Origin of the sequence: Mesorhizobium sp. B2-7-1 (assembly GCF_006440735.1) — a bacterium.
In the GTDB taxonomy this organism is placed as follows: Bacteria; Pseudomonadota; Alphaproteobacteria; order Rhizobiales; family Rhizobiaceae; genus Mesorhizobium.
Genome location: NZ_VFUA01000084.1, coordinates 13,191 through 30,803, shown reverse-complemented (window position 1 = coordinate 30,803; position 17,613 = coordinate 13,191). Strand labels below are relative to the sequence as shown.

Genomic DNA, 17,613 nt, shown 5'->3' with positions numbered 1-17,613 from the left:
GTGCTTGTGTAGATCGCGGCATTGTTGACCATCACGTCGAGCCGGCCGAACTGCGCGACCGTTGCGCCGACGAGCGCGTCGACGGCGTTCCAGTCCGAGATATCCGTTCTAATGTAGATGGCTGTGCCGCCGGCTGAGCGGATCCTATCGACGGTGCTCTCACCGCCCTCGATCGGCTGCTCGACCGTGTCGGCGACGACGATGCTGGAGCCTTCGGCGGCGAATTTCAGCGCGATGGCGCGGCCGATGCCGGAGCTCGCTCCGGTGACGATGGCGGTCTTGTTGGCAAGCAGGGCCATGGTGTTCAGCTCTCCCGGGTGACGATCTTTCCCTGCGCCGGGCCGACCAGCCGCCCGTCGCGCACGATCCCGCGGCCGCGCAGGAAGACACTGGTAAGCCGCGCTTTCACCGTCCAACCGTCGAAGGGCGTGGAGCCGGCCCGCGACACCTGGTCGGCATTGGCGATGGTGCTCGATCGACGCGGATCGAGGATCAGCAGGTCGGCGTCGTAGCCGGGGGCGATCTTCCCCTTTCGCCGGCCGAGGCCGAAGCGCTCGGCCGGGTTGCGGGAGCACATGCGCACCAGGTCGGGCAGAGCAATCAGCCCTTCGTGGACCAGTCTCAGCATGGCGGGAAGCAGCGTCTGCAGTCCCGGCATGCCGCCCGGTATGTCGGCGAAAGCAGCATAAGTCGCTCCCTTCTCGGCCGGCGCGTGCGGGGCATGATCGGTGGCGACGATGTCGATCAGTCCCGCGCTCAGCGCGGCGCGCAGCGCATCGACATCGTGCGGCGAACGCAAAGGCGGCGAGGCCTTCAGATTGGCGCCTTGCGCCTCGTAATCCTGCGTCGTGAACAACAGGTTCTGTGGTGTGGTTTCGACGCTTGCGTCGGCCATACCGCGCAACCGGCTCCAGGTTTCGACACCAAGCTCGGAATTGATCTGCCGGACGTGGACTTTTGCTTCGGTCGAGGCGGCGGCGACCAGCGCGCGGGCGATGCCGTTGGCCTCGGCCAGCGGTGGCCGGCTGTCCAGGAATGCAGCGATGGTGCCGGAACGGTCGCGCTCGGTGCTGCCGGTCAGGATCGACTGGTCGCCGGGCGAGATGCCGATCAGCGTGTCGGCGCCGGCGAACGCCTTCAGCGCTTCGGCAACCGCGTCGAGCGAGGCAAAGAGGAACGCGTCCGGCACGTCGGCGGTGAACAGCTCAAATGACACCGGCGCGAGGTCGAGCAGGCGAGGGACAAGCGACAGGTCGCGGCTGATCACGGCCTGCAGGCCGACGTCGACATGGATGCGGCCTTCGGCCAGCGCCATCTTGTCGGCGAGTTGCTCGGCCGTCGCAGTCCATGGCTCGTCGGTCGGCATGTCGAGCACCGTCGTCACGCCGCCGAGCGCTGCCGCATGCGTGCCGGACGAAAAATCCTCCTTATGGGTAAGACCGGGGTCGCGCAGATGCGCATGCGCATCGACGAGGCCGGGCAGTACGAAGCAGCCGGAGGCGTCGATGACCGTGCCGGCTTCTGCGGCTTCGCCGGAGCCGATAATTGCCGCGACCTTACCCCCGGCAATGCCGATATCGCCTCGGCTGAGGCCGTCGGCATTCACCAGCGCTGCACCGCGGATCAGCGTTTCGAACATCTCTCAGCCGCGCTGTTCGAAGCGGGCGTGGTTGGCGAGCCAGAAACGCGCGATATCCTCGCGCCGCATGAAGGCAGCGCCGCTGCTGTTCTGCACGTGCTCGATCACTTCGCGGAGGCCCGAGGCGCGGTTGGGCTGGCCCATCCACCGCGCGTGGATGCCGATGGTCAGCATACGGCCGCCGGTCTCATCCGCCTCGTCGAGCATATAGTTGATCGCCGAGCGGCAGTCCTCGGCGAAATCGCGCGGATTGCTGTAGCCTGGCGCCACCAGATAGCGGCTGTCATTGAGCGCCTTGGAGTACGGCACGACCAGGATCTCGGTGCCCTTGTGGTCGAGGAAATAGGGCAGGTCGTCGTTGCAGGGGTCGGAGTGGTAGAGGAAGCCGCCCTCCTTCACCAAAAGGTCGCGAGTGTTGACGCTCGGCAGCGAGCGACAGTTCCAACCCAACGGGCGCTTCCCAAGCAGCTTTTCGTAGAGAGCGATCGCTTCATGCAGATGTTGCTCTTCCTCGCTGCGCTCCATCGTCGTGTAGTCGATCCAGCGCAGGCCATGGCCCATCAGGTCGTGGCGTCGCGCCTTCATCCACTCGACCAAAGGCGGGTTGCACTGCAGCGCTACGGCGCAGGCGGAAAAGGTGACCGGGATGTCGTAGCGGTCGAACAGCCTGGCCAAGCGCCAGACGCCGGCGCGGCTGCCATATTCGAAATGCGTCTCGGTGCCGAGGTCGCGCACCGGCATGCTGGAAGTGAGATTGTACTCGCCCCAATTGTCGTTGCGGCCGTCATCCAGCCAGTTGTACTCCGACCCTTCCTCGTAGTTGAGCACGAGGTTGACGGCGAGCTTGACACCGCCCGGCCAGGTGACGAAGGGCGGATGCGGGCCGTAGCCGATAAAGTCGCGCGGCTGCTGCGCTTGCTGCGGATCGGTCGGCATCTGTCGTCCTCCTTCGGCCTGGTTTGGCTCAGCTTTCGTTGGCTGCAATCCAGTCCATGTAGGCGTGGAAGGTTTCCTTGCCGGGACGCGGCCGCCATGCTGTGTCGCGCATGATGCGGGCGATGTCGTAGGCGCCCCACATGCCGCCTTTCAGCGCCGTATCCTGGACGATATTGGCGTTTTCTCCGGCCGTCACCTCGGCTTTCAAACCGGGCACGCGTTCCTTAGCCCAGCCGATGATCTCGCCGATGGTCTGGCTGGAACCGGAGCCGATATTGTAGTGGCGGTAATTGAGGTGTGGCGCGTCGATCAGCGCGAGGATCGCGGCGGCAACGTCGGTCGAGGCGATATAATCGCCGACGGGTTCGAGGCTGTTCGGCCGGATTGTCTCACCTGCGAGCGCCATATGCGCGACGCGGTTGGGAACATGGCGGAAATTGCGGCTCTCGGTCGCGCGGTCCATCGGGCCGTAGACCGAAGCAAGCCGCACCGAGACCGCCGACAGGCCGAACAGGTCGGCATAGCGGTTGGTCACCATCTCGGAGGCGAATTTCGAGATGCCGTAGAGCGTCAGCGGCGCGACATAGCCGTCTTCCGGCAGCGGCTCGCTGCTCCAGTCAGGCCCGTTGTGGCGGTAGACGGAACCGGAACTGACATAGACGAAGCGCTTGAGATCCGGTCTCGTGCGCGCCCAGTCCAGCATCCGCACCGTGCCCATGAGATTGACGTCGACGATGCGGGCCGGGTCCTCGGCCTCCGGCTGGCGTTTCGCCTCCGAGGCGCTGCCGCGCGAGATCGGCGTGATCGTCGCGCCATGAACGATCGCCGTGATGCCTTGCTTGTCGAGCGTGTCGGACCAGGCCTTCTGGTCGAGGATATCGGCGGCGATCACTGTCAGCCGGTCGCGCACCGGGGCGAAATGCCTTTCGGCCGCCGCGTCGAGGCCGGAGCGGTCGAGGATCACGGCGCGGGCTAGCGGATCGCGGTCGAGCCATGCGCGCGCGACCACACTCATGACAAAGCCGGTGCCGCCGGTGACGAGCAGGGTCATGGGAGCTCCTTTGAAAGGGTTTCGGGCTCAGCGCGTCGCATAGCCGCCGTCCACGAGCATATCGGATCCGGTGACGAAGGATGCGTCGGCGGAAAGCAGGAAAGCCGCCGCCGCGGCGATTTCTTCGGGGTCGGCGATGCGGCCGAGCAGATGGGCAGGCCCGAGGCCGGCATTGGCCGCGTCGAAATCGGCGAATCGGCGCAGCAGTCGTGTGGTTGCGACGGCGCCTGGCGAGAGGCTGTTAACGCGGACTTTCTCGGCGGCGTGATCGACGGCCATTGCCTTGGCGAGGTGGACCAGCCCGGCCTTGGCGGCGCAATAGGCGACGGCCCTGGTGGTGGCGACGCGCGCGAATTGCGAGCCGATGAAGACGACCGAACCGCCGCCGCCGGCAGCGATCAGCGGCACGGCGAACTTGCTCATCAGGAAAGCGCCGGTCAGGCCGACATCGATCTCGTGCCGCCACGCGCTTTCGTCGAGATCGACGACGGTGGCGCTGGTCGACGGCGCTGCAGCATTGTGCACCAGCCCGTCGAGCCGGCCGAATCTTTGCCCCGCGAAGTCGACGGCCGCTTCGGCGGAGGGAGCCTTCGTCACATCGCACTGGCAAGCGGCCGCGGAAGGGCCGAGCGCTTCGGCAAGCTTCGTCGCGGGCTCGAGATCGTAATCCGCGCAGACGATGCTTGCGCCTTCGGCAATGCAGCGGCGGGCGATTGCAGCGCCAATGCCGCTGGCGGCGCCGGCGATCAGGATGACTTTGCTCTCGAGACGCTTCATGTCTGTCATCAGACCTGCTCCTCGATCGCCTGCAAGGCCGTGGCGCCGACAGGCCGACGAAGAAGATTGTAGCAGGCAGCCATCGTCACCAGCACGGCGCCGCCACCGAGCAGCAGGAACATGGCCGGCGCGCCCATATGCTCCATTAGGCCGGCGGAAATACCGGGCGTCGCGACATTGCCGATCGAATAGAGCAGGAGCAGCGTGCCGGAAGCGCCGACCATGTGCCGGCTGTGCAGTTGCGAAGCGCCGAACGCCATCGCCACGGGGTAGACGGTGAGGGCCGTGCAGCCATAGAGGAAGAACAGCACGAAGAGCAGCGGCACCGAAAAATTGCCGAGCCAGGCGATCGCGGCGCAGAGCGCTACGGACAGGACGCCCTGGACAAGCAATATGATCCGGCGTTCAAACCGGTCGGACAGCCAGCCGACCGGGGTTTGCGCCAGCATGCCGGCGATGCTGATGGTCGTGACCAGCCCGACGGTCGTTGCCGCCGACAGGCCGATCTGCGTCCCGTAGATCGGCGTCAGTACGAAGATGTTCATGTTGGTTATGCCGCCCTGGAAAATCGCGACCACCGTTACCGGCGCCAGCCGGAAGAGCGCCAGCGGGCCGAGGCGCTTGACCGGCCTCGCCGAACTTGCGTGCTCCGGATCGGTGGCCGGCAGCGCCGGCCAGCGTCCCCCGACGAATTTGGAGACCAGCGCCAGCAGCACCGTCGCGGCGGCGACCGGGAACAGATGCGGCGATTGCGGGCCGACCAGGGCGACCAGAACCTGACCGAGCAGCACGGCGATCGCCGTCGTCAGCATATAGATGGAAAACAGCGCGCCGCGATTGTGATGTTCGGCGTAAAGGTTGATCCAGCTTTCGCAGACGACGAAGAGGGATGCCATCGCCATGCCGCCGAGAAGGCGAAAGCAGATCCAGCTTGGCAGGAAATCGGTGAAGGCGAAGCCGGAAGCCGCCAGCAGCGCCAGCACCAGGATCGCCACGAAGGTTCGCTCATGGCCGTATCGGGCGACTGCTGGGCGCGTGACCAGGCATCCGACGAGGAAGCCCACGGGATAGGCGGTCAGCACGATCTGCACGACCTGGGGAGAAATGCCGGGCTTGCCGAGATGCAGTGACACGGCGGTGGTCAGCATTGCGCTGCCGATACAAGCGAGGCAGATGCCGACCATGATCGGCAGCATGGCGCGGGAGCGCTCTGCATTTTGCCAAAGCCTCATCGCGGATTGAGCGATCGACCTCATGAATGCGGCTGCGGCGGCTCCCTGGCGGCACCGTTGACCGACGGCAGCCCGACTGGAAGCTACACTTTATGGTGACTGCCACAAACGAAGATTGATGCGGCTATGGCTTAAATTTTTTTGGCCATGCCAGCAAAGGAAAGCGGCGTCTCGGCGCGGCGCGGGCTTTACAGCGGTTTTGCACCCTCCTTACCATAGGCAAAAACCAGATCTGGAAACCAGCGGAAGGGAACATCATGACGATCGAACGCCTCGAAAACGGCCAGCGCTTCTGCCGGGTGCTCCGCTACAACGGCACCGTCTATGTGGCCGGCCTGACCGCTGATGACCTTTCCGGCGACACCACCAGCCAGACAAAGCAGATCCTGGCCAAGATCGACGCGCTTCTAGCCAAGGCCGGCAGCGACAAGTCGAAGCTGCTCAGCGCGCAGATCTGGCTCCGCGACATCGCCGATTTCGAGATGATGAACACGGCCTGGGACGCTTGGATCGACCGGAGCGCCATGCCGGTGCGCGCGACGGTGGAGGCGCGGCTTGCCGGCGATCAGTACCGCGTCGAGATCATGGTGACGGCGGCTGTCGACTGAGCGGGCCGGCGAAGGGACACCAATGCATGAGCTGGTGATCAAAGGCGGGCGCGTGGCGCTCGACGATGGCTGGGCCGAGTGCGACGTCGGCATCGACGACGGCCGGATCGCCGCCATCGGCAAAGGCCTGTCCGGCGAGAAGTCGATCGACGCCGGCGGCCGCTGGGTGATGCCCGGCGGCATTGACGCGCATTGCCATCTCGACCAGCCGGTCTGGGGTGGCGCCGGCAATGCCGACGACTTCTATTCCGGCACGATCTCAGCGGCTTTCGGCGGCACCACCTGCATCGTCCCGTTCGGCATGCCTGGACAGGATATGACGACGATTGGCGCCATCGACCGGGCGCTGGAGCGCGCGGCGGGACGCGCCGTGATCGACTACGGGCTGCATGCCGTTGTCACCATGGTCACCGGCGCGGACGTCGACGCCCAGCTCGACCAGCTTGCCGGGCGCGGCATCGCCTCGGTCAAGCTGTTCATGACCTATCAGGGTTTTGCCGTCGATGACGACCTGTTCTTCAAGGTCCTCGATACAGCTCGACGGTTGGGCTGGATCGTCATGGTCCATGCCGAGAACGATGCCGCGATCCGGCGCACGCGGCAGCGGCTGATCGATCTCGGCCGCACGGATATCCGCTACCATGTCGTCGCCCACAGCGAGACGATGGAGCGCGAGGCGACGCATCGCGCGCTGGCCTTCGCCGAGATGATCGGCGCGCGGATGACCATCGTGCATGTCTCGTCCTGGCAGTCGGCCGAAGAGGTGGCGCGGGCGAAGGTTCGCGGGGTCGACGCCATCGCCGAGACCTGTCCGCAATATCTCTTCCTCGGCGCGGCCGATCTCAATCGGGAGGCAATCGATGCGGCCCGCTTCGTCTTTTCGCCGCCGCCGCGTTCGCCGCGCAGTCACGAGCATCTGTGGCAAGAGCTGATCAATGGCGGCATCGATCTCTGGTCGTCGGACCATTCGCCATATTACTTCGCCGACAAGATCGGCCGCTCCCAAACGCCCGGCTTCACCACGACGCTGAGCGGCATTCCCGGCATCGAGACACGCCTGCCGCTGCTGTTTTCGGAAGGGCTGCTCACCGGCCGGCTGGCGCTCGATCGCTACCTCGACCTCACCGCCCGCAATGCCGCCTCGATCTACGGCTTCGCCGATCGCAAAGGCAGCATCGCCGTCGGGCTCGACGCCGATCTGGCGCTGTGGGATCCGACGGCGCGCTGGACGCTCGGGCACAAGGCGCTGCATTCGCGCGTCGATTTCACGCCCTATGAGGGCAGGGTTGTCACCGGCAAGCCAACCACCGTCCTGGTGCGCGGCGTGCCGGTTGTCACCGATGGCAAGCTGCAGGCCGAACCTGGGTTCGGGCGTTTTGTGACGCGGACCGCTGCCGATCCGGCGCATCTTAGAAAACCAGTCGAGGATTGGACGCCATGGCTCGATGCCTGACTATCGCCGTTTGCCAGACCGGGCCGATCCAGCGCAGTGCCACGCGCGCCGAGACGGTCGGGCGGCTGGTGCACCTGCTTGAGAAAGCTGCGGCCGCCGGCGCCGAGATCGCGGTGTTCCCGGAAATGGCGCTCACCACTTTCTTTCCGCGCTGGCGCATCGACGCCCGAGCCGAGATCGATGCCTTCTTCGAAGCCTCGATGCCGGGGCCGGAGACGCAGCGGCTCTATGATGCCGCCGCGCGCCTGAAGGTCGGCTTCGCGCTCGGCTATTGCGAGCTTGCGCACGAAGAAGGTCGCACGCGCCATTTCAACACGATGGATCTGGTCGGGCCGGACGGCGCCTTCATCGGCCGTTACCGCAAGATGCACGTGCCCGGTTCGAGCGAACCGGAAGAAGGCACGACCACGCATCTCGAACGGCGTTACTTCGAACCGGGCAATCTCGGCTTCCCGGTCTTCGATTATCGCGGCGTTCGCGTTGGCATGGCGATCTGCAACGACCGCCGCTGGCCGGAAACCTATCGCATGCTCTGTCTCAACGGCGCCGAGGTGGCGCTGCTTGGCTACAACACGCCGCTCTTGCTCGATGAGGCGCCGGCGCTGGCGCATCTGAGGATGTTCCACAACCATCTGCCGATGCAGGCCGGCGCCTACCAGAACACGCTTTGGGTCGCTGCTGCCGCCAAGGCCGGTCTGGAAGACGGCCAGGCGCTGATCGGCGGCTCCAGCATCATCGCGCCGACCGGTGAGATCGCCGCGCTGGCGATGTCGCTCGACGACGAGGTCATCGTGCATCGCGCCGATCTCGATCTGATCGAGGTCTGCCGGAAGGTGAATTTCAACTTCGCGCTCTATCGTCGGCCGGACCAGTACCGCCTGATCGCGGAACCGGGCTGACGCGGATATCCAAACCAGTGGAACGTAGGGCGATGCGCCAGGCATCGTTCCTTTTGGGCAATGACAACAAAATTCTGACGTGATCTGCTCCCGTGACCACATTAATTTGCTGTCAACGCCGTTGCCGCGGCGACAACAAAAGGGCCGGAACGCGGCCGACAACAGGGGAATTTACAGATGCCGGATAAGGGCAGGGCGGATGCCTTCGACTACGTGATCGTCGGGGCGGGTTCGGCGGGCTCGGTGCTGGCTGCCCGGCTCAGCGAAGATCCGGATTGCCGCGTACTGTTGCTGGAGGCTGGCCCGGCCGACCGCAGTTTTCTATTCGACATGCCATGGGGCTACAGCCTACTGATTTCTTCTGATCGTTACAAATGGGACTATAGCTCCGAGCCCGAACCCTTTCTCGACGGCAGGCGGCTCATTCAGCCGCGCGGTCGCGTGCTCGGCGGCTCCTCCTCGATCAACGGCATGATGTATGTGCGCGGCCATGCCCGTGACTATGACGGCTGGGCCCAGTCGGGCAACAGCGGCTGGAGCTATGCGGACATGCTGCCCTATTTCCGGCGGGCTCAGGGGCATGCCGAGGGCCAGGACGACTATCGCGGCGGCGACGGGCCGCTTGGCGTCTCCTCGCCGAAACTTGGTCCTTTGGCGGAGGCCTTCATCCAGGCCGGCGTCCAGGCGGGATATCCGTTCACGCCCGACAGCAACGGCTATCAGCAGGAAGGCGTTGGCCCCTACGACCGCACGACGCGGAACGGCCGCCGCTCCTCGACAGCGCGGGCCTATCTCGATCCCGCCAAGGGCAGGCCAAACCTCCGCATTGCGACCCAGGCGTTCGTTCAACAGATTCTCCTGACGGGCAATCGCGCCATCGGCGTCGCCTATATCCACAAGGGCAAACGGCTGGAAGCACATGCCGAGCGCGAGGTCATCCTCAGCGGCGGCGCCATCAACAGCCCGCAACTGCTGCAGCTCTCCGGCATTGGTCCGGCCGATTTCCTGGGCAAGCTCGGCATCACGCCGCGCCATGATCTGCCGGGCGTGGGCGCCAATCTGAACGATCATCCCGACATCGCCATCCAGCACAGATGCAAGCAGCCGATCAGCCTCGCGCCCGTTGTCCAGGCGCCGCGCAAATATCTTGCCGGGATGCGCTGGTTCCTGTTTCACGACGGTCCTGCGGCGAGCAACCACTATGAAGTCGGCGGTTTCATCCGCACTCGTGCGGGCGTCGAGCATCCCGACCTGCAGCTGAGCTTCCTGCCGCTGGCCGTTGCGCCCGGCACCGTGGAGCCGATGCGAGGCCATGCCTACCAGGCCCATGTCGACCTGATGCGTCCGAAAAGCCACGGCAGCGTCATGCTGCGCTCGGCCGATCCGCGCGAGCATCCAGCCATCCTGTTCAACTACATGGCCGATCCGCAAGACCGAGCCGACATGCGCGACGGTTTTCGCCTGCTGCGCGAGATCATGGCGCAAAAGGCCTTCGCGCCATATGACGGTGGCGAGCTTTTCCCTGGCCCTTCCGTCAGGACTGACGACGAGATCGATGCCTGGGTGCGTGGTGCGATGAAGACCTGTTTTCATCCCACCGGCACATGCAAGATGGGCATGGGGACGGATGCGAAAGCCGTGGTCGACGACAGATTGCGCGTCCACGGTCTCAAGGGGCTGCGCGTGGTGGATGCCTCGATCATGCCGATGATCGTCAGCGGTAACACCAACGCCGCGACCATTGCCATCGCCGAGAAGGCAAGCGACATGATCCGGGAAAAGGCACCATTGCCGCGCAGTGACGCTCCGGTGTGGATGCACCCGCACTGGGAACAGACGCAGCGCTAGAATGACGGGTAGCTCCAAGGGTGCGATGAATGCGCAAAAGCAGTGAGCGCGGCTGACATGACGGAAACCGACGTGATCATCATCGGCGGCGGCATGGCCGGCGCTGGCGCCGCCTTCGAGATTTCGCGCGACAAAAAGGTTGTGCTGCTCGAGTGCGAGAGCCATTGCGGCTATCACACCACGGGACGCTCGGCGGCGAGCTTCACGGAGAATTACGGCAACGGCGTCATCCGCCGCATCGTGCTCTCAAGTCGCGCCTTCCTGACCGAGCCGCCGACGGGTTTTTGCGATTATCCGCTGCTCAGCAAGCGCGGCATGATCACCGTGGCGCGCGCCGACCAGCTCGACCTTTTGCGCGAGGATATGGCGGCGGCGCAGGCGCTCGTTCCCTCGATCGTTGCGATGACGCCGGACGAGGCGATCGCGCGCGTGCCGGTGCTGCGCCGGGATTATCTCGCCGGCGCCTATATCGAACCGCATTCGATGGACATTGATGTCAACGGCCTGCATCAGGGTTTTTTGCGCGGCGCGCGGGCGCATGGCGCGCGCGTCGTCACCAAGGCCGGCGTAAGGACTATCGGCCGGCAGGGCGGTCGATGGCGGGTCGAGACGGAAGCGGGGACATTCCTTGCGCCGCTGGTCGTCAATGCGGCAGGCGCCTGGGGCGACGAGATCGCGGCGATGGCCGGCATGCGCCCGGTCGGCCTGCAGCCGAAGCGCCGCACCGCTTTCAACATTCCGGCACCTGAGGGTGTCGATATCAGCGACTGGCCGCTGGTCAACGATGTCGGCGCGGAATTCTATTTCAAGCCGGATGCCGGGCAGCTGTTCGTCTCGCCGTCCGACGCCACACCATCGGCGCCGATGGACGCCTTTGCGGAAGACATCGATGTCGCGATCGGCGCCGAACGTCTCGAACGGGCAACGACGATCGAAGTGCAGCGGGTGTCGCGTTCCTGGGCAGGCTTGAGGACGTTCGTCGCCGACGGGTCGCCGGTGGTTGGGCCCGATGACGAATTTCCGGATTTCGTCTGGCTGGTCGGGCAGGGCGGCTACGGCATCAAGACGTCGCCGGCGCTGTCGCGGGTCTGCGCCAGCCTGATCGCCGGCGGCGGCCTGCCGGACGATGTCGCAAGGCAAGGGGTATCGCTCGAAGAGCTCACGCCGCATCGGCTTCGAGGCGTCACGCCTGAAGCAACGCAGGCTGTTTCATGAGCAGTGCCGTCCTTACGGCCGGCGGTGAACTGGCGGGGCGTGTCCTGGATACGCTCGCTGAAGCCACGACCGATGCGCCGGGGATCACGCGCATTGCTTACGGACCGGGCGAGCGCTTCGCTCATGATCTCGTGCGCAATGAGGCGGAAAAACTCGGTGCCGTCGCGCGCGTCGATGCCGCCGGCAATCTCTATTTGACGCTCAGCGGCCGTAACCCCGACCTGCCGGCGATCGTCATCGGCTCGCATCTCGACAGCGTGGCGCATGGCGGCAATTTCGATGGCGCCGCCGGCGTCGTGGCTGGGTTGGCGGTGATGGCCGAACTGGCCGTGCAGGGCGTCCGGTTGCCGCGCGACCTCGTCGTGCTGGCGACACGCGCCGAGGAAGCCGTCTGGTTTCCGCTGTCCTACCCGGGCAGCCAGGCGGCGCTTGGCCTGTTGGAGCCGCAGGCGCTCGAAGCCAGGCGCTCCGACAGCGGCCGCACGCTGGCCGAGCACATGCGCGAGGAAGGTTTCGACCCCGACGCCGTGCGGCGTGGTGTGCCCGGCATCGATGCCGCGCAGATCGCGGCCTTTATCGAGGTCCATATCGAGCAGGGACCGCGGCTGGTCGCCGCCGAAGCGCCGGTCGGCATCGTTACCGGGATCGCCGGTGGCTTCCGCTATGTCGATGCCAAGTGCTTCGGCGCCTATGCCCATTCCGGCGCCGAGCCGCGCTTTGCCAGGCATGATGCCGTGCTTGGCTTTGCCGATCTGATCGCCGGCCTCGAGGCGGAGTGGGACGCGCTCGAAAGCGAAGGACATGAAGCGACCATCACCTTCGGTCGCGTGCAGTCCGATCGCACGCAGCATGGCGGCAGCCGGGTTCTGGGCGAGCTCGGCTTCACGCTGGATGTACGCAGCGCCGAAGCAGCCGTGCTGGATCGCATCGAAAATCGGCTTCATGGCACTCTCGCCGAAGTCGGTAGCAAACGCGGCGTCGCCTTCGAGCATGGGCCGCGCTTTACCTGGGAGCCGGCGACGATGTCGCCGGATCTGATCGGCAGGCTCGACCGCGCCGCTACCGAACTGCAAATGCGAGCGCCACATGTGCCTAGCGGAGCCGGGCACGATGCAGCCACCTTTGCCGGCGCCAACATTCCGACCGCGATGCTGTTCGTGCGCAATGAAAACGGCAGCCATAATCCGCATGAAGCGATGGAGATCGCCGACCTCGACCAGGCGATCCGTCTGCTTTTGCGTTTCGTCACCGACTTCGACACGGACCAGCCATGAACCTTGCCAAGACCGCCTTGCTGGTCATCGACCTGCAGAACGAATACCGCCCCGGGGCTGCATGGCCGGTCGTCGGCTACGACGCGGTGCTCGCCAACGCCGCCGTGCTGATAGAAGCCGCCCGCAAGGCGGGAATGCCGGTCATTCATGCGCAGGCCTGGGTGAAACCGGAAGAACGCGACGGCTATGCGCGGCAGGAAGAAATCCTGACCGAGGAATTCCGCTCCGCCGTCGCCGGCAGCGAGGGCGCGGATATCTGCGCCGAAGTTGCTGCGCTGCCGGGCGACATCGTCATCCACAAGCACTGGCCGAGCGCGTTTCGGCGAACCGATCTTTCGCAACGGCTGGCCGCGCTTGGCATCGAAAACCTTGTCGTCGCCGGCGTGCTGACCGACAGTTGCGTGACCGAAAGCGTCTTCGACGCGGTCTATCAGGGTTTTCGCGTCTGGTTGGTCAAGGAAGCCTGCGGCAGCATGACGGAGGCCATGCACCGCACCGGCATGCTCGACATGGCGAACCGGCTCTATGGCGGCGGCATCCTTCGCCTGCCCGAGGCGCTGAAGGCGCTTGCCGGCCAGCCCTTCGACGGCTGGCGCTGCACACGGCCGGTGGAATTCGCCTACGCGCTGGAGAGCGTCGACCGGATCTATGAGGCGCTGTGATCGGCGCCGCAGTTGCATGCGCCTCTGACCACCGTTTTTGAAGCCGAAGGTTTTAGAACCGCCCCCGGCAGCGCACCGGTCGCCCGGCCGCCGCGCCAGACGGAAACGCCGTTGACGAAGACATGGTCGATGCCGGCAGCCGGCCGGCGCGGCTCCTCGAAGGTCGCGGTGTCGATGATCGTCTCGGGATCGAAGATGACGAGGTCGGCGAAATTGCCTTCGGCCAGTAGTCCGCGCTCTGCGATACCGAATTCCTTCGCGGGCAGACCGGTTATGCGGAACACCGCTTCTTCCAGGCTGAGCAAGCCGACATCGCGCGCGTAGTGTCCGAGCACGCGTGGAAACGTGCCCCAGAGGCGTGGATGCGGGTGGATGTCGTGCGGCAGGCCGTCCGAGCCGACCATGGTGCGCGGATGCGCGATGATGTTGCGGACGTCGTCCTCGTCGAGCTGGAAATAGACCGCGCCCGCCGGCAGCAGACGCTCACCGGCCTCGCGCTCCGTGCAGTTCCATTCGCGGGCAATATCGGCGATCTCACGCCTTGCCATCTCCGGATGCGGATCGGACCAGGTGACGAGGATCTTCAGGCCGGTGTCGCAGCGCTCCAGCCGAAGCACGGTCGAGCTCGCGGCATAGGGATAGACGTCCATGCCGATGTCCATGGTCTCGCGCGCCCGGTCGATCCGTGCGAGCGAGGGACGGCTTTTGCCGAAATTGGCGCGGCCGGTGCACTGGTGATGCGAGATGAACAGCTTGCCGCCGGCGTGACCGGCGATGTCGATCGCTTCCTCGATCGCCTCGTCCATGGTCTCGAAATAGTTGCGCGTGTGGGTGACATAGGGGCCGCCGAGATGCGCAGCGGTCGCCGCCAGCGCCTTGACCTCCTCGGTCGAGGAGTTGACGGCCGGCGGGTAGTCGAGCCCGGTGCTGAGACCGAACGCGCCCTCGGCCATGGCCTCGGCAACCACCTCCTGCATCGCCGCCGTTTCCGCTTCGTTGGCCGGCCGATCGGTCACCGGCATGCAGCGCTGGCGCAAGGTGGTGTGGCCGACGAGCAGGGCCGCGTTGGTGGCGATGCCGCGCCGCTTCAACTCGGCGACATAGTCGGCAAAACGGTCGAAGCGGAAATTCTCGCGGCCGCCGACCAGGGTGAAGGGCGGCGGCGGTGTCTTGTCGAGCAGCAGCGGCGCCAGGCTGACGCCGCAATTGCCGGCAATCACCGTCGTCACGCCCTGGCTGATCTTCGGGTCCATGCCGCGCGGCGCCAGCAGCGCGCCGTCGTCATGGGTGTGCACGTCGATGAAGCCCGGCGCGACGATCTTGCCCCTGGCGTCGATTTCCTCGATGCCTGGCGCGTCATCCAGCCGGCCGATGGCGGCGATACGGCCCATCGCGACGGCAATGTCTGCCTCGAAGCGGTCAGAACCGTCTCCGGAAATCAGCGTTGCGTGACGGATGAGGAGATCATAGGGCATCAGGCGACTTCCTAGCTTTCCGGATTGGCGGCGATCTCTTCTCGGCGGCGCGCGACATAGGCGTCGAGCTCCTCGCGGATCGCGGTGTCCATGACCGGCTCCTCGTAATCATGCAGCGCCTGCTGCCAGAGCTCGGTCGCACGTTCGAGTGCGTCCTTGCCGCCAGCTTCCTCCCAGGCGCCGTGGTTCTGCCAGTTGGAGAGCATCGGCTGATAGAAGGCGGTGGTGTAGCGCGACATGGTGTGCTCGGCGCCGAAGAAATGGCCGCCGGCCGGCACCGACTTGATCGCCTCGAAGCCTAGGTCGTCCTCCTGGAACGGCAGCGGCCGCAGGAACTCCATCATGTTCTGCAGGATCTCGACGTCGAGGACGAGCTTTTCGTAGGACGCCGTCAGGCCGCCCTCCAGCCAGCCGGCGGCATGGTAGATCAGATTGGCGCCGCCGAGCACCGCGCCCCACGTCGCCATCTCGGTCTCGTATGCGGCCTGCAGGTCGACGACATTGGAGGCGTTGGCGTTGGAGGTGCGGTAGGGAAGGTTGTAGCGCCGCGCCAATTGCCCGGCGATGATGTTGGCCTTGGCGTTCTCGGGCGTGCCGAAGGCCGGCGCGCCCGACTTCATGTCGACATTGGAAGTGAAGGCGCCGTACATCACCGGCGTGCCCGGATTGACGAGTTGCGTCAGCACGACGCCGAACAGCGCCTCGGCGTTCTGCTGGCAGAGCGCGGCTGCAAGGGTCACCGGCGTCATGGCGCCCATCAGCGTGAAGGGCGTGACGGTCACCGGCTGGCCGTGCTCGGCCATGGCGATCAGGCCCTCCGCCATCGCATCGTCGAACAGGCGCGGCGAGTTGATCGAGATGATCGTCGTAACACCAGGCGAAGCCCGCATCTCCTCGACGCTGATGCCGCGCGCGATCGCCATCATGTTGATGCCGTCCATCGCCCTCGCGCGGCCGATCGCGGTGCAATGGAAGGAGAGGTCGCTCAGCGTCAGATTGGCGTGATAGGTGTCGAGATGGCGCGCATTGGCCGGCAGTTCCATCGGCGCCACCACCTGGTTGCCGATGATGTGGATGGCGTTGAAGTGATGCGCCAGCCGGATGAAGTTCTGGTAGTCGGGGAGATTGCCCTGGCGGCGGCCATTGATGCGGTCATGCACGTTGGGCGGGCCGGCGACCAGTCCGAAGACCAGCGAATTGCCGCCGAGATGCACCTGCTTGTCGGGGTTGCGGCTGGTCAGCGTGAAGGATGAGGGAATTTTGTGCAGCGCTTCGGTCACCAGGCTTTCATCGATCCTGATGGTCTTTTCCTCGCGATCGACGATGGCGCCGGCCGCGGCGAACAGGTCCATCACCTTCTCGCTCATGACGCGGATGCCGAGCTCCGACAGGATGCGCATCGAGGTCTTGTGCAGCTGTTCCATGCGCTCCTCGTCGAGAAGCTGCATGGGCGGGTAGGGGGTTTTCACGCTCTGCCAAGGCAGTTGCGCGATGCCACCACCGCTGCGCCCGAGCTTCGATCTGCGGCCGCCGCCGCGCCTGTCCTGTGACATCGGACTACTCCCTCCCGGCGTTCAATAGCCGCGTTCCGGATTGACCACATTCTCCAGCGGCTCACCTTTGCGGTAGCGCGCCAGATTGTCGGCGAACATGCGCACTGACTTGATATCCCAGCCGTCATAGACGGCCGCGCAATGCGGCGTGACGGCGACGTTGTCGTAGCCCCATAGCGGGTGCTCGGCCGGCAGCGGCTCGGTGGCGAAGACATCGAGCGCCGCGCCCTTGATCCGCTTGTTGTCGAGCGCGCTGAGCAGGGCGGCTTCCTCGACGACGCCGCCGCGCGAAATGTCGATCAGCACGGCGGTCGGCTTCATCGCGGCGAAGGCCGCCTCGCCAAGCAGGCCGCGCGTGCTGGGCAGCAGGGGCACGCAGCAGACGATGAAATCGGCCCGGCCGATCAACGCCAGCAGCGCGTCGGGACCATGCACTTCGTCGAGCGATGGCATCGGCTTCGGTCGCGCGCGAATGCCCAGCGTGCGCATGTCCATCGCCTGCGCGCGGCGCGCGACGGCTTCCCCGGTCTTGCCGAGGCCGACGATGAGGACGGTCTTGCCCTCGATCGGCTCGACGCGGCCGCCGCCCCATTGGCGGGCCTGTTGCCGGCGCTCAAAACCGCGCAGGTCGAGCGAGAAGGAGAGCATAGCGCCGAGCGCATATTCGGCCAGCATGCCGGCGGCGACGCCGGCCGAATTCGTCACCGTCACATGGGCGGGATCCCAGCGCCCGAGATGGTCGGTGCCGGAGCCGCCGATCGACACCCATTTCACCGTCGGGCTCTCGACGAGAGCCTGGCGCGGATAGCGCGGCGTGCCGTCGAAGCGGATCGAATAGACCACTTCCGCGGCGGTTCGTTCGATCAAAGCGGGAAGGCCGGCATAGGTTTCGCAGGCATGGACATCGAGGCCCGGATGGGTCTCGGCGAGCACGGCAAGCGCGCCCCCCGGCTTGTCGGTGTGCAGGATGATTGTTGGGCGCGCCGACATC

General features: G+C 65.6%; 16 protein-coding genes. 7 read left to right on the top strand and 9 right to left on the bottom strand.

Translation table 11 applies throughout. The annotated features are described in order from the left end of the window. The 6 genes from FJ471_RS25215 to FJ471_RS25190 all read right to left on the bottom strand — a co-directional run. Nucleotides 1-299: SDR family NAD(P)-dependent oxidoreductase (locus FJ471_RS25215; RefSeq protein ID WP_140807439.1), on the bottom strand; the 299-nt coding region annotated here is incomplete at its 3' end. Between the two features lie 5 nt (nucleotides 300-304). After that, the gene (locus FJ471_RS25210) at nucleotides 305-1,639 is read right to left on the bottom strand and encodes a dihydroorotase family protein (RefSeq protein WP_140807438.1); all 1,335 of its coding nucleotides are present in this window, start codon (nucleotides 1,637-1,639) and stop codon (nucleotides 305-307) included. A gap of 3 nt (nucleotides 1,640-1,642) precedes the next feature. After that, nucleotides 1,643-2,575, bottom strand: a complete 933-nt coding sequence (locus tag FJ471_RS25205) for a polysaccharide deacetylase family protein (protein ID WP_140807437.1) — start codon at nucleotides 2,573-2,575, stop codon at nucleotides 1,643-1,645. Between the two features lie 28 nt (nucleotides 2,576-2,603). After that, nucleotides 2,604-3,626 (bottom strand): NAD-dependent epimerase/dehydratase family protein, encoded by a 1,023-nt coding sequence (locus FJ471_RS25200; protein WP_140807436.1) that lies wholly within the window; start codon nucleotides 3,624-3,626, stop codon nucleotides 2,604-2,606. A gap of 27 nt (nucleotides 3,627-3,653) precedes the next feature. Next, complete coding sequence (locus FJ471_RS25195; RefSeq protein WP_224667457.1) at nucleotides 3,654-4,412, bottom strand: SDR family oxidoreductase; 759 nt, start codon at nucleotides 4,410-4,412, stop codon at nucleotides 3,654-3,656. Further along, nucleotides 4,412-5,599: an MFS transporter gene (locus FJ471_RS25190; RefSeq protein WP_246684827.1), complete on the bottom strand. Its 1,188-nt coding sequence runs from the start codon at nucleotides 5,597-5,599 to the stop codon at nucleotides 4,412-4,414. The genes FJ471_RS25195 and FJ471_RS25190 overlap by 1 nt, the downstream gene beginning before the upstream one ends. Before the next feature lie 293 nt (nucleotides 5,600-5,892). On the opposite strand from FJ471_RS25190, the gene FJ471_RS25185 reads away from it, so the two are divergent. From FJ471_RS25185 to FJ471_RS25155, 7 genes are all read left to right on the top strand, one after another. Further along, a complete protein-coding gene (locus FJ471_RS25185) occupies nucleotides 5,893-6,243 on the top strand; it encodes a RidA family protein (RefSeq protein ID WP_140807433.1) in 351 nt (116 codons plus the stop codon). 22 nt (nucleotides 6,244-6,265) lie between these two features. Then, nucleotides 6,266-7,696 carry a dihydropyrimidinase gene (gene hydA, locus FJ471_RS25180; RefSeq protein WP_140807432.1) on the top strand — a complete coding sequence of 477 codons (1,431 nt, stop codon included), beginning with the start codon at nucleotides 6,266-6,268 and terminating at the stop codon, nucleotides 7,694-7,696. Continuing rightward, entirely contained in the window at nucleotides 7,681-8,595 is a 915-nt protein-coding gene (locus tag FJ471_RS25175) for a nitrilase-related carbon-nitrogen hydrolase (protein ID WP_140807431.1), read from the top strand. The genes hydA and FJ471_RS25175 overlap by 16 nt, the downstream gene beginning before the upstream one ends. A gap of 177 nt (nucleotides 8,596-8,772) precedes the next feature. After that, nucleotides 8,773-10,443 carry a choline dehydrogenase gene (locus FJ471_RS25170; protein WP_140807430.1) on the top strand — a complete coding sequence of 557 codons (1,671 nt, stop codon included), beginning with the start codon at nucleotides 8,773-8,775 and terminating at the stop codon, nucleotides 10,441-10,443. A gap of 57 nt (nucleotides 10,444-10,500) precedes the next feature. Further along, nucleotides 10,501-11,658: an FAD-binding oxidoreductase gene (locus tag FJ471_RS25165; protein ID WP_246684826.1), complete on the top strand. Its 1,158-nt coding sequence runs from the start codon at nucleotides 10,501-10,503 to the stop codon at nucleotides 11,656-11,658. Continuing rightward, entirely contained in the window at nucleotides 11,655-12,932 is a 1,278-nt protein-coding gene (locus FJ471_RS25160) for a Zn-dependent hydrolase (protein WP_140807428.1), read from the top strand. The genes FJ471_RS25165 and FJ471_RS25160 overlap by 4 nt, the downstream gene beginning before the upstream one ends. Continuing rightward, on the top strand, nucleotides 12,929-13,594 hold the full coding sequence (locus FJ471_RS25155; RefSeq protein WP_140807427.1) for an isochorismatase family cysteine hydrolase: 666 nt from the start codon (nucleotides 12,929-12,931) through the stop codon (nucleotides 13,592-13,594). Before FJ471_RS25160 ends, FJ471_RS25155 begins: the two co-directional genes overlap by 4 nt. On the opposite strand, the gene FJ471_RS25150 is transcribed toward FJ471_RS25155, so the two are convergent. From FJ471_RS25150 to FJ471_RS25140, 3 genes are read right to left on the bottom strand one after another with little or no spacing between them, the layout of a single operon-like run. Next, nucleotides 13,579-15,069, bottom strand: a complete 1,491-nt coding sequence (locus FJ471_RS25150) for a D-aminoacylase (protein ID WP_140807426.1) — start codon at nucleotides 15,067-15,069, stop codon at nucleotides 13,579-13,581. The genes FJ471_RS25155 and FJ471_RS25150 overlap by 16 nt on opposite strands. Nucleotides 15,070-15,080: 11 nt before the next feature. Beyond that, on the bottom strand, nucleotides 15,081-16,622 hold the full coding sequence (locus FJ471_RS25145; RefSeq protein ID WP_140807425.1) for a trimethylamine methyltransferase family protein: 1,542 nt from the start codon (nucleotides 16,620-16,622) through the stop codon (nucleotides 15,081-15,083). 21 nt (nucleotides 16,623-16,643) lie between these two features. Continuing rightward, nucleotides 16,644-17,612: a D-2-hydroxyacid dehydrogenase gene (locus FJ471_RS25140; RefSeq protein ID WP_140807424.1), complete on the bottom strand. Its 969-nt coding sequence runs from the start codon at nucleotides 17,610-17,612 to the stop codon at nucleotides 16,644-16,646. Nucleotide 17,613 lies beyond the last annotated feature (1 nt).

What these genes read in the sequence shown, in the direction of transcription:
- FJ471_RS25210 (WP_140807438.1), bottom strand. Translation starts at nt 1,639, where the DNA reads ATGTTCGAAACGCTGATCCGCGGTGCAGCGCTGGTGAATGCCGACGGC.
- FJ471_RS25205 (WP_140807437.1), bottom strand. Translation starts at nt 2,575, where the DNA reads ATGCCGACCGATCCGCAGCAAGCGCAGCAGCCGCGCGACTTTATCGGC.
- FJ471_RS25200 (WP_140807436.1), bottom strand. Translation starts at nt 3,626, where the DNA reads ATGACCCTGCTCGTCACCGGCGGCACCGGCTTTGTCATGAGTGTGGTC.
- FJ471_RS25195 (WP_224667457.1), bottom strand. Translation starts at nt 4,412, where the DNA reads ATGACAGACATGAAGCGTCTCGAGAGCAAAGTCATCCTGATCGCCGGC.
- FJ471_RS25190 (WP_246684827.1), bottom strand. Translation starts at nt 5,599, where the DNA reads ATGCTGCCGATCATGGTCGGCATCTGCCTCGCTTGTATCGGCAGCGCA.
- FJ471_RS25185 (WP_140807433.1), top strand. Translation starts at nt 5,893, where the DNA reads ATGACGATCGAACGCCTCGAAAACGGCCAGCGCTTCTGCCGGGTGCTC.
- hydA (WP_140807432.1), top strand. Translation starts at nt 6,266, where the DNA reads ATGCATGAGCTGGTGATCAAAGGCGGGCGCGTGGCGCTCGACGATGGC.
- FJ471_RS25175 (WP_140807431.1), top strand. Translation starts at nt 7,681, where the DNA reads ATGGCTCGATGCCTGACTATCGCCGTTTGCCAGACCGGGCCGATCCAG.
- FJ471_RS25170 (WP_140807430.1), top strand. Translation starts at nt 8,773, where the DNA reads ATGCCGGATAAGGGCAGGGCGGATGCCTTCGACTACGTGATCGTCGGG.
- FJ471_RS25165 (WP_246684826.1), top strand. Translation starts at nt 10,501, where the DNA reads ATGACGGAAACCGACGTGATCATCATCGGCGGCGGCATGGCCGGCGCT.
- FJ471_RS25160 (WP_140807428.1), top strand. Translation starts at nt 11,655, where the DNA reads ATGAGCAGTGCCGTCCTTACGGCCGGCGGTGAACTGGCGGGGCGTGTC.
- FJ471_RS25155 (WP_140807427.1), top strand. Translation starts at nt 12,929, where the DNA reads ATGAACCTTGCCAAGACCGCCTTGCTGGTCATCGACCTGCAGAACGAA.
- FJ471_RS25150 (WP_140807426.1), bottom strand. Translation starts at nt 15,069, where the DNA reads ATGCCCTATGATCTCCTCATCCGTCACGCAACGCTGATTTCCGGAGAC.
- FJ471_RS25145 (WP_140807425.1), bottom strand. Translation starts at nt 16,622, where the DNA reads ATGTCACAGGACAGGCGCGGCGGCGGCCGCAGATCGAAGCTCGGGCGC.
- FJ471_RS25140 (WP_140807424.1), bottom strand. Translation starts at nt 17,612, where the DNA reads ATGTCGGCGCGCCCAACAATCATCCTGCACACCGACAAGCCGGGGGGC.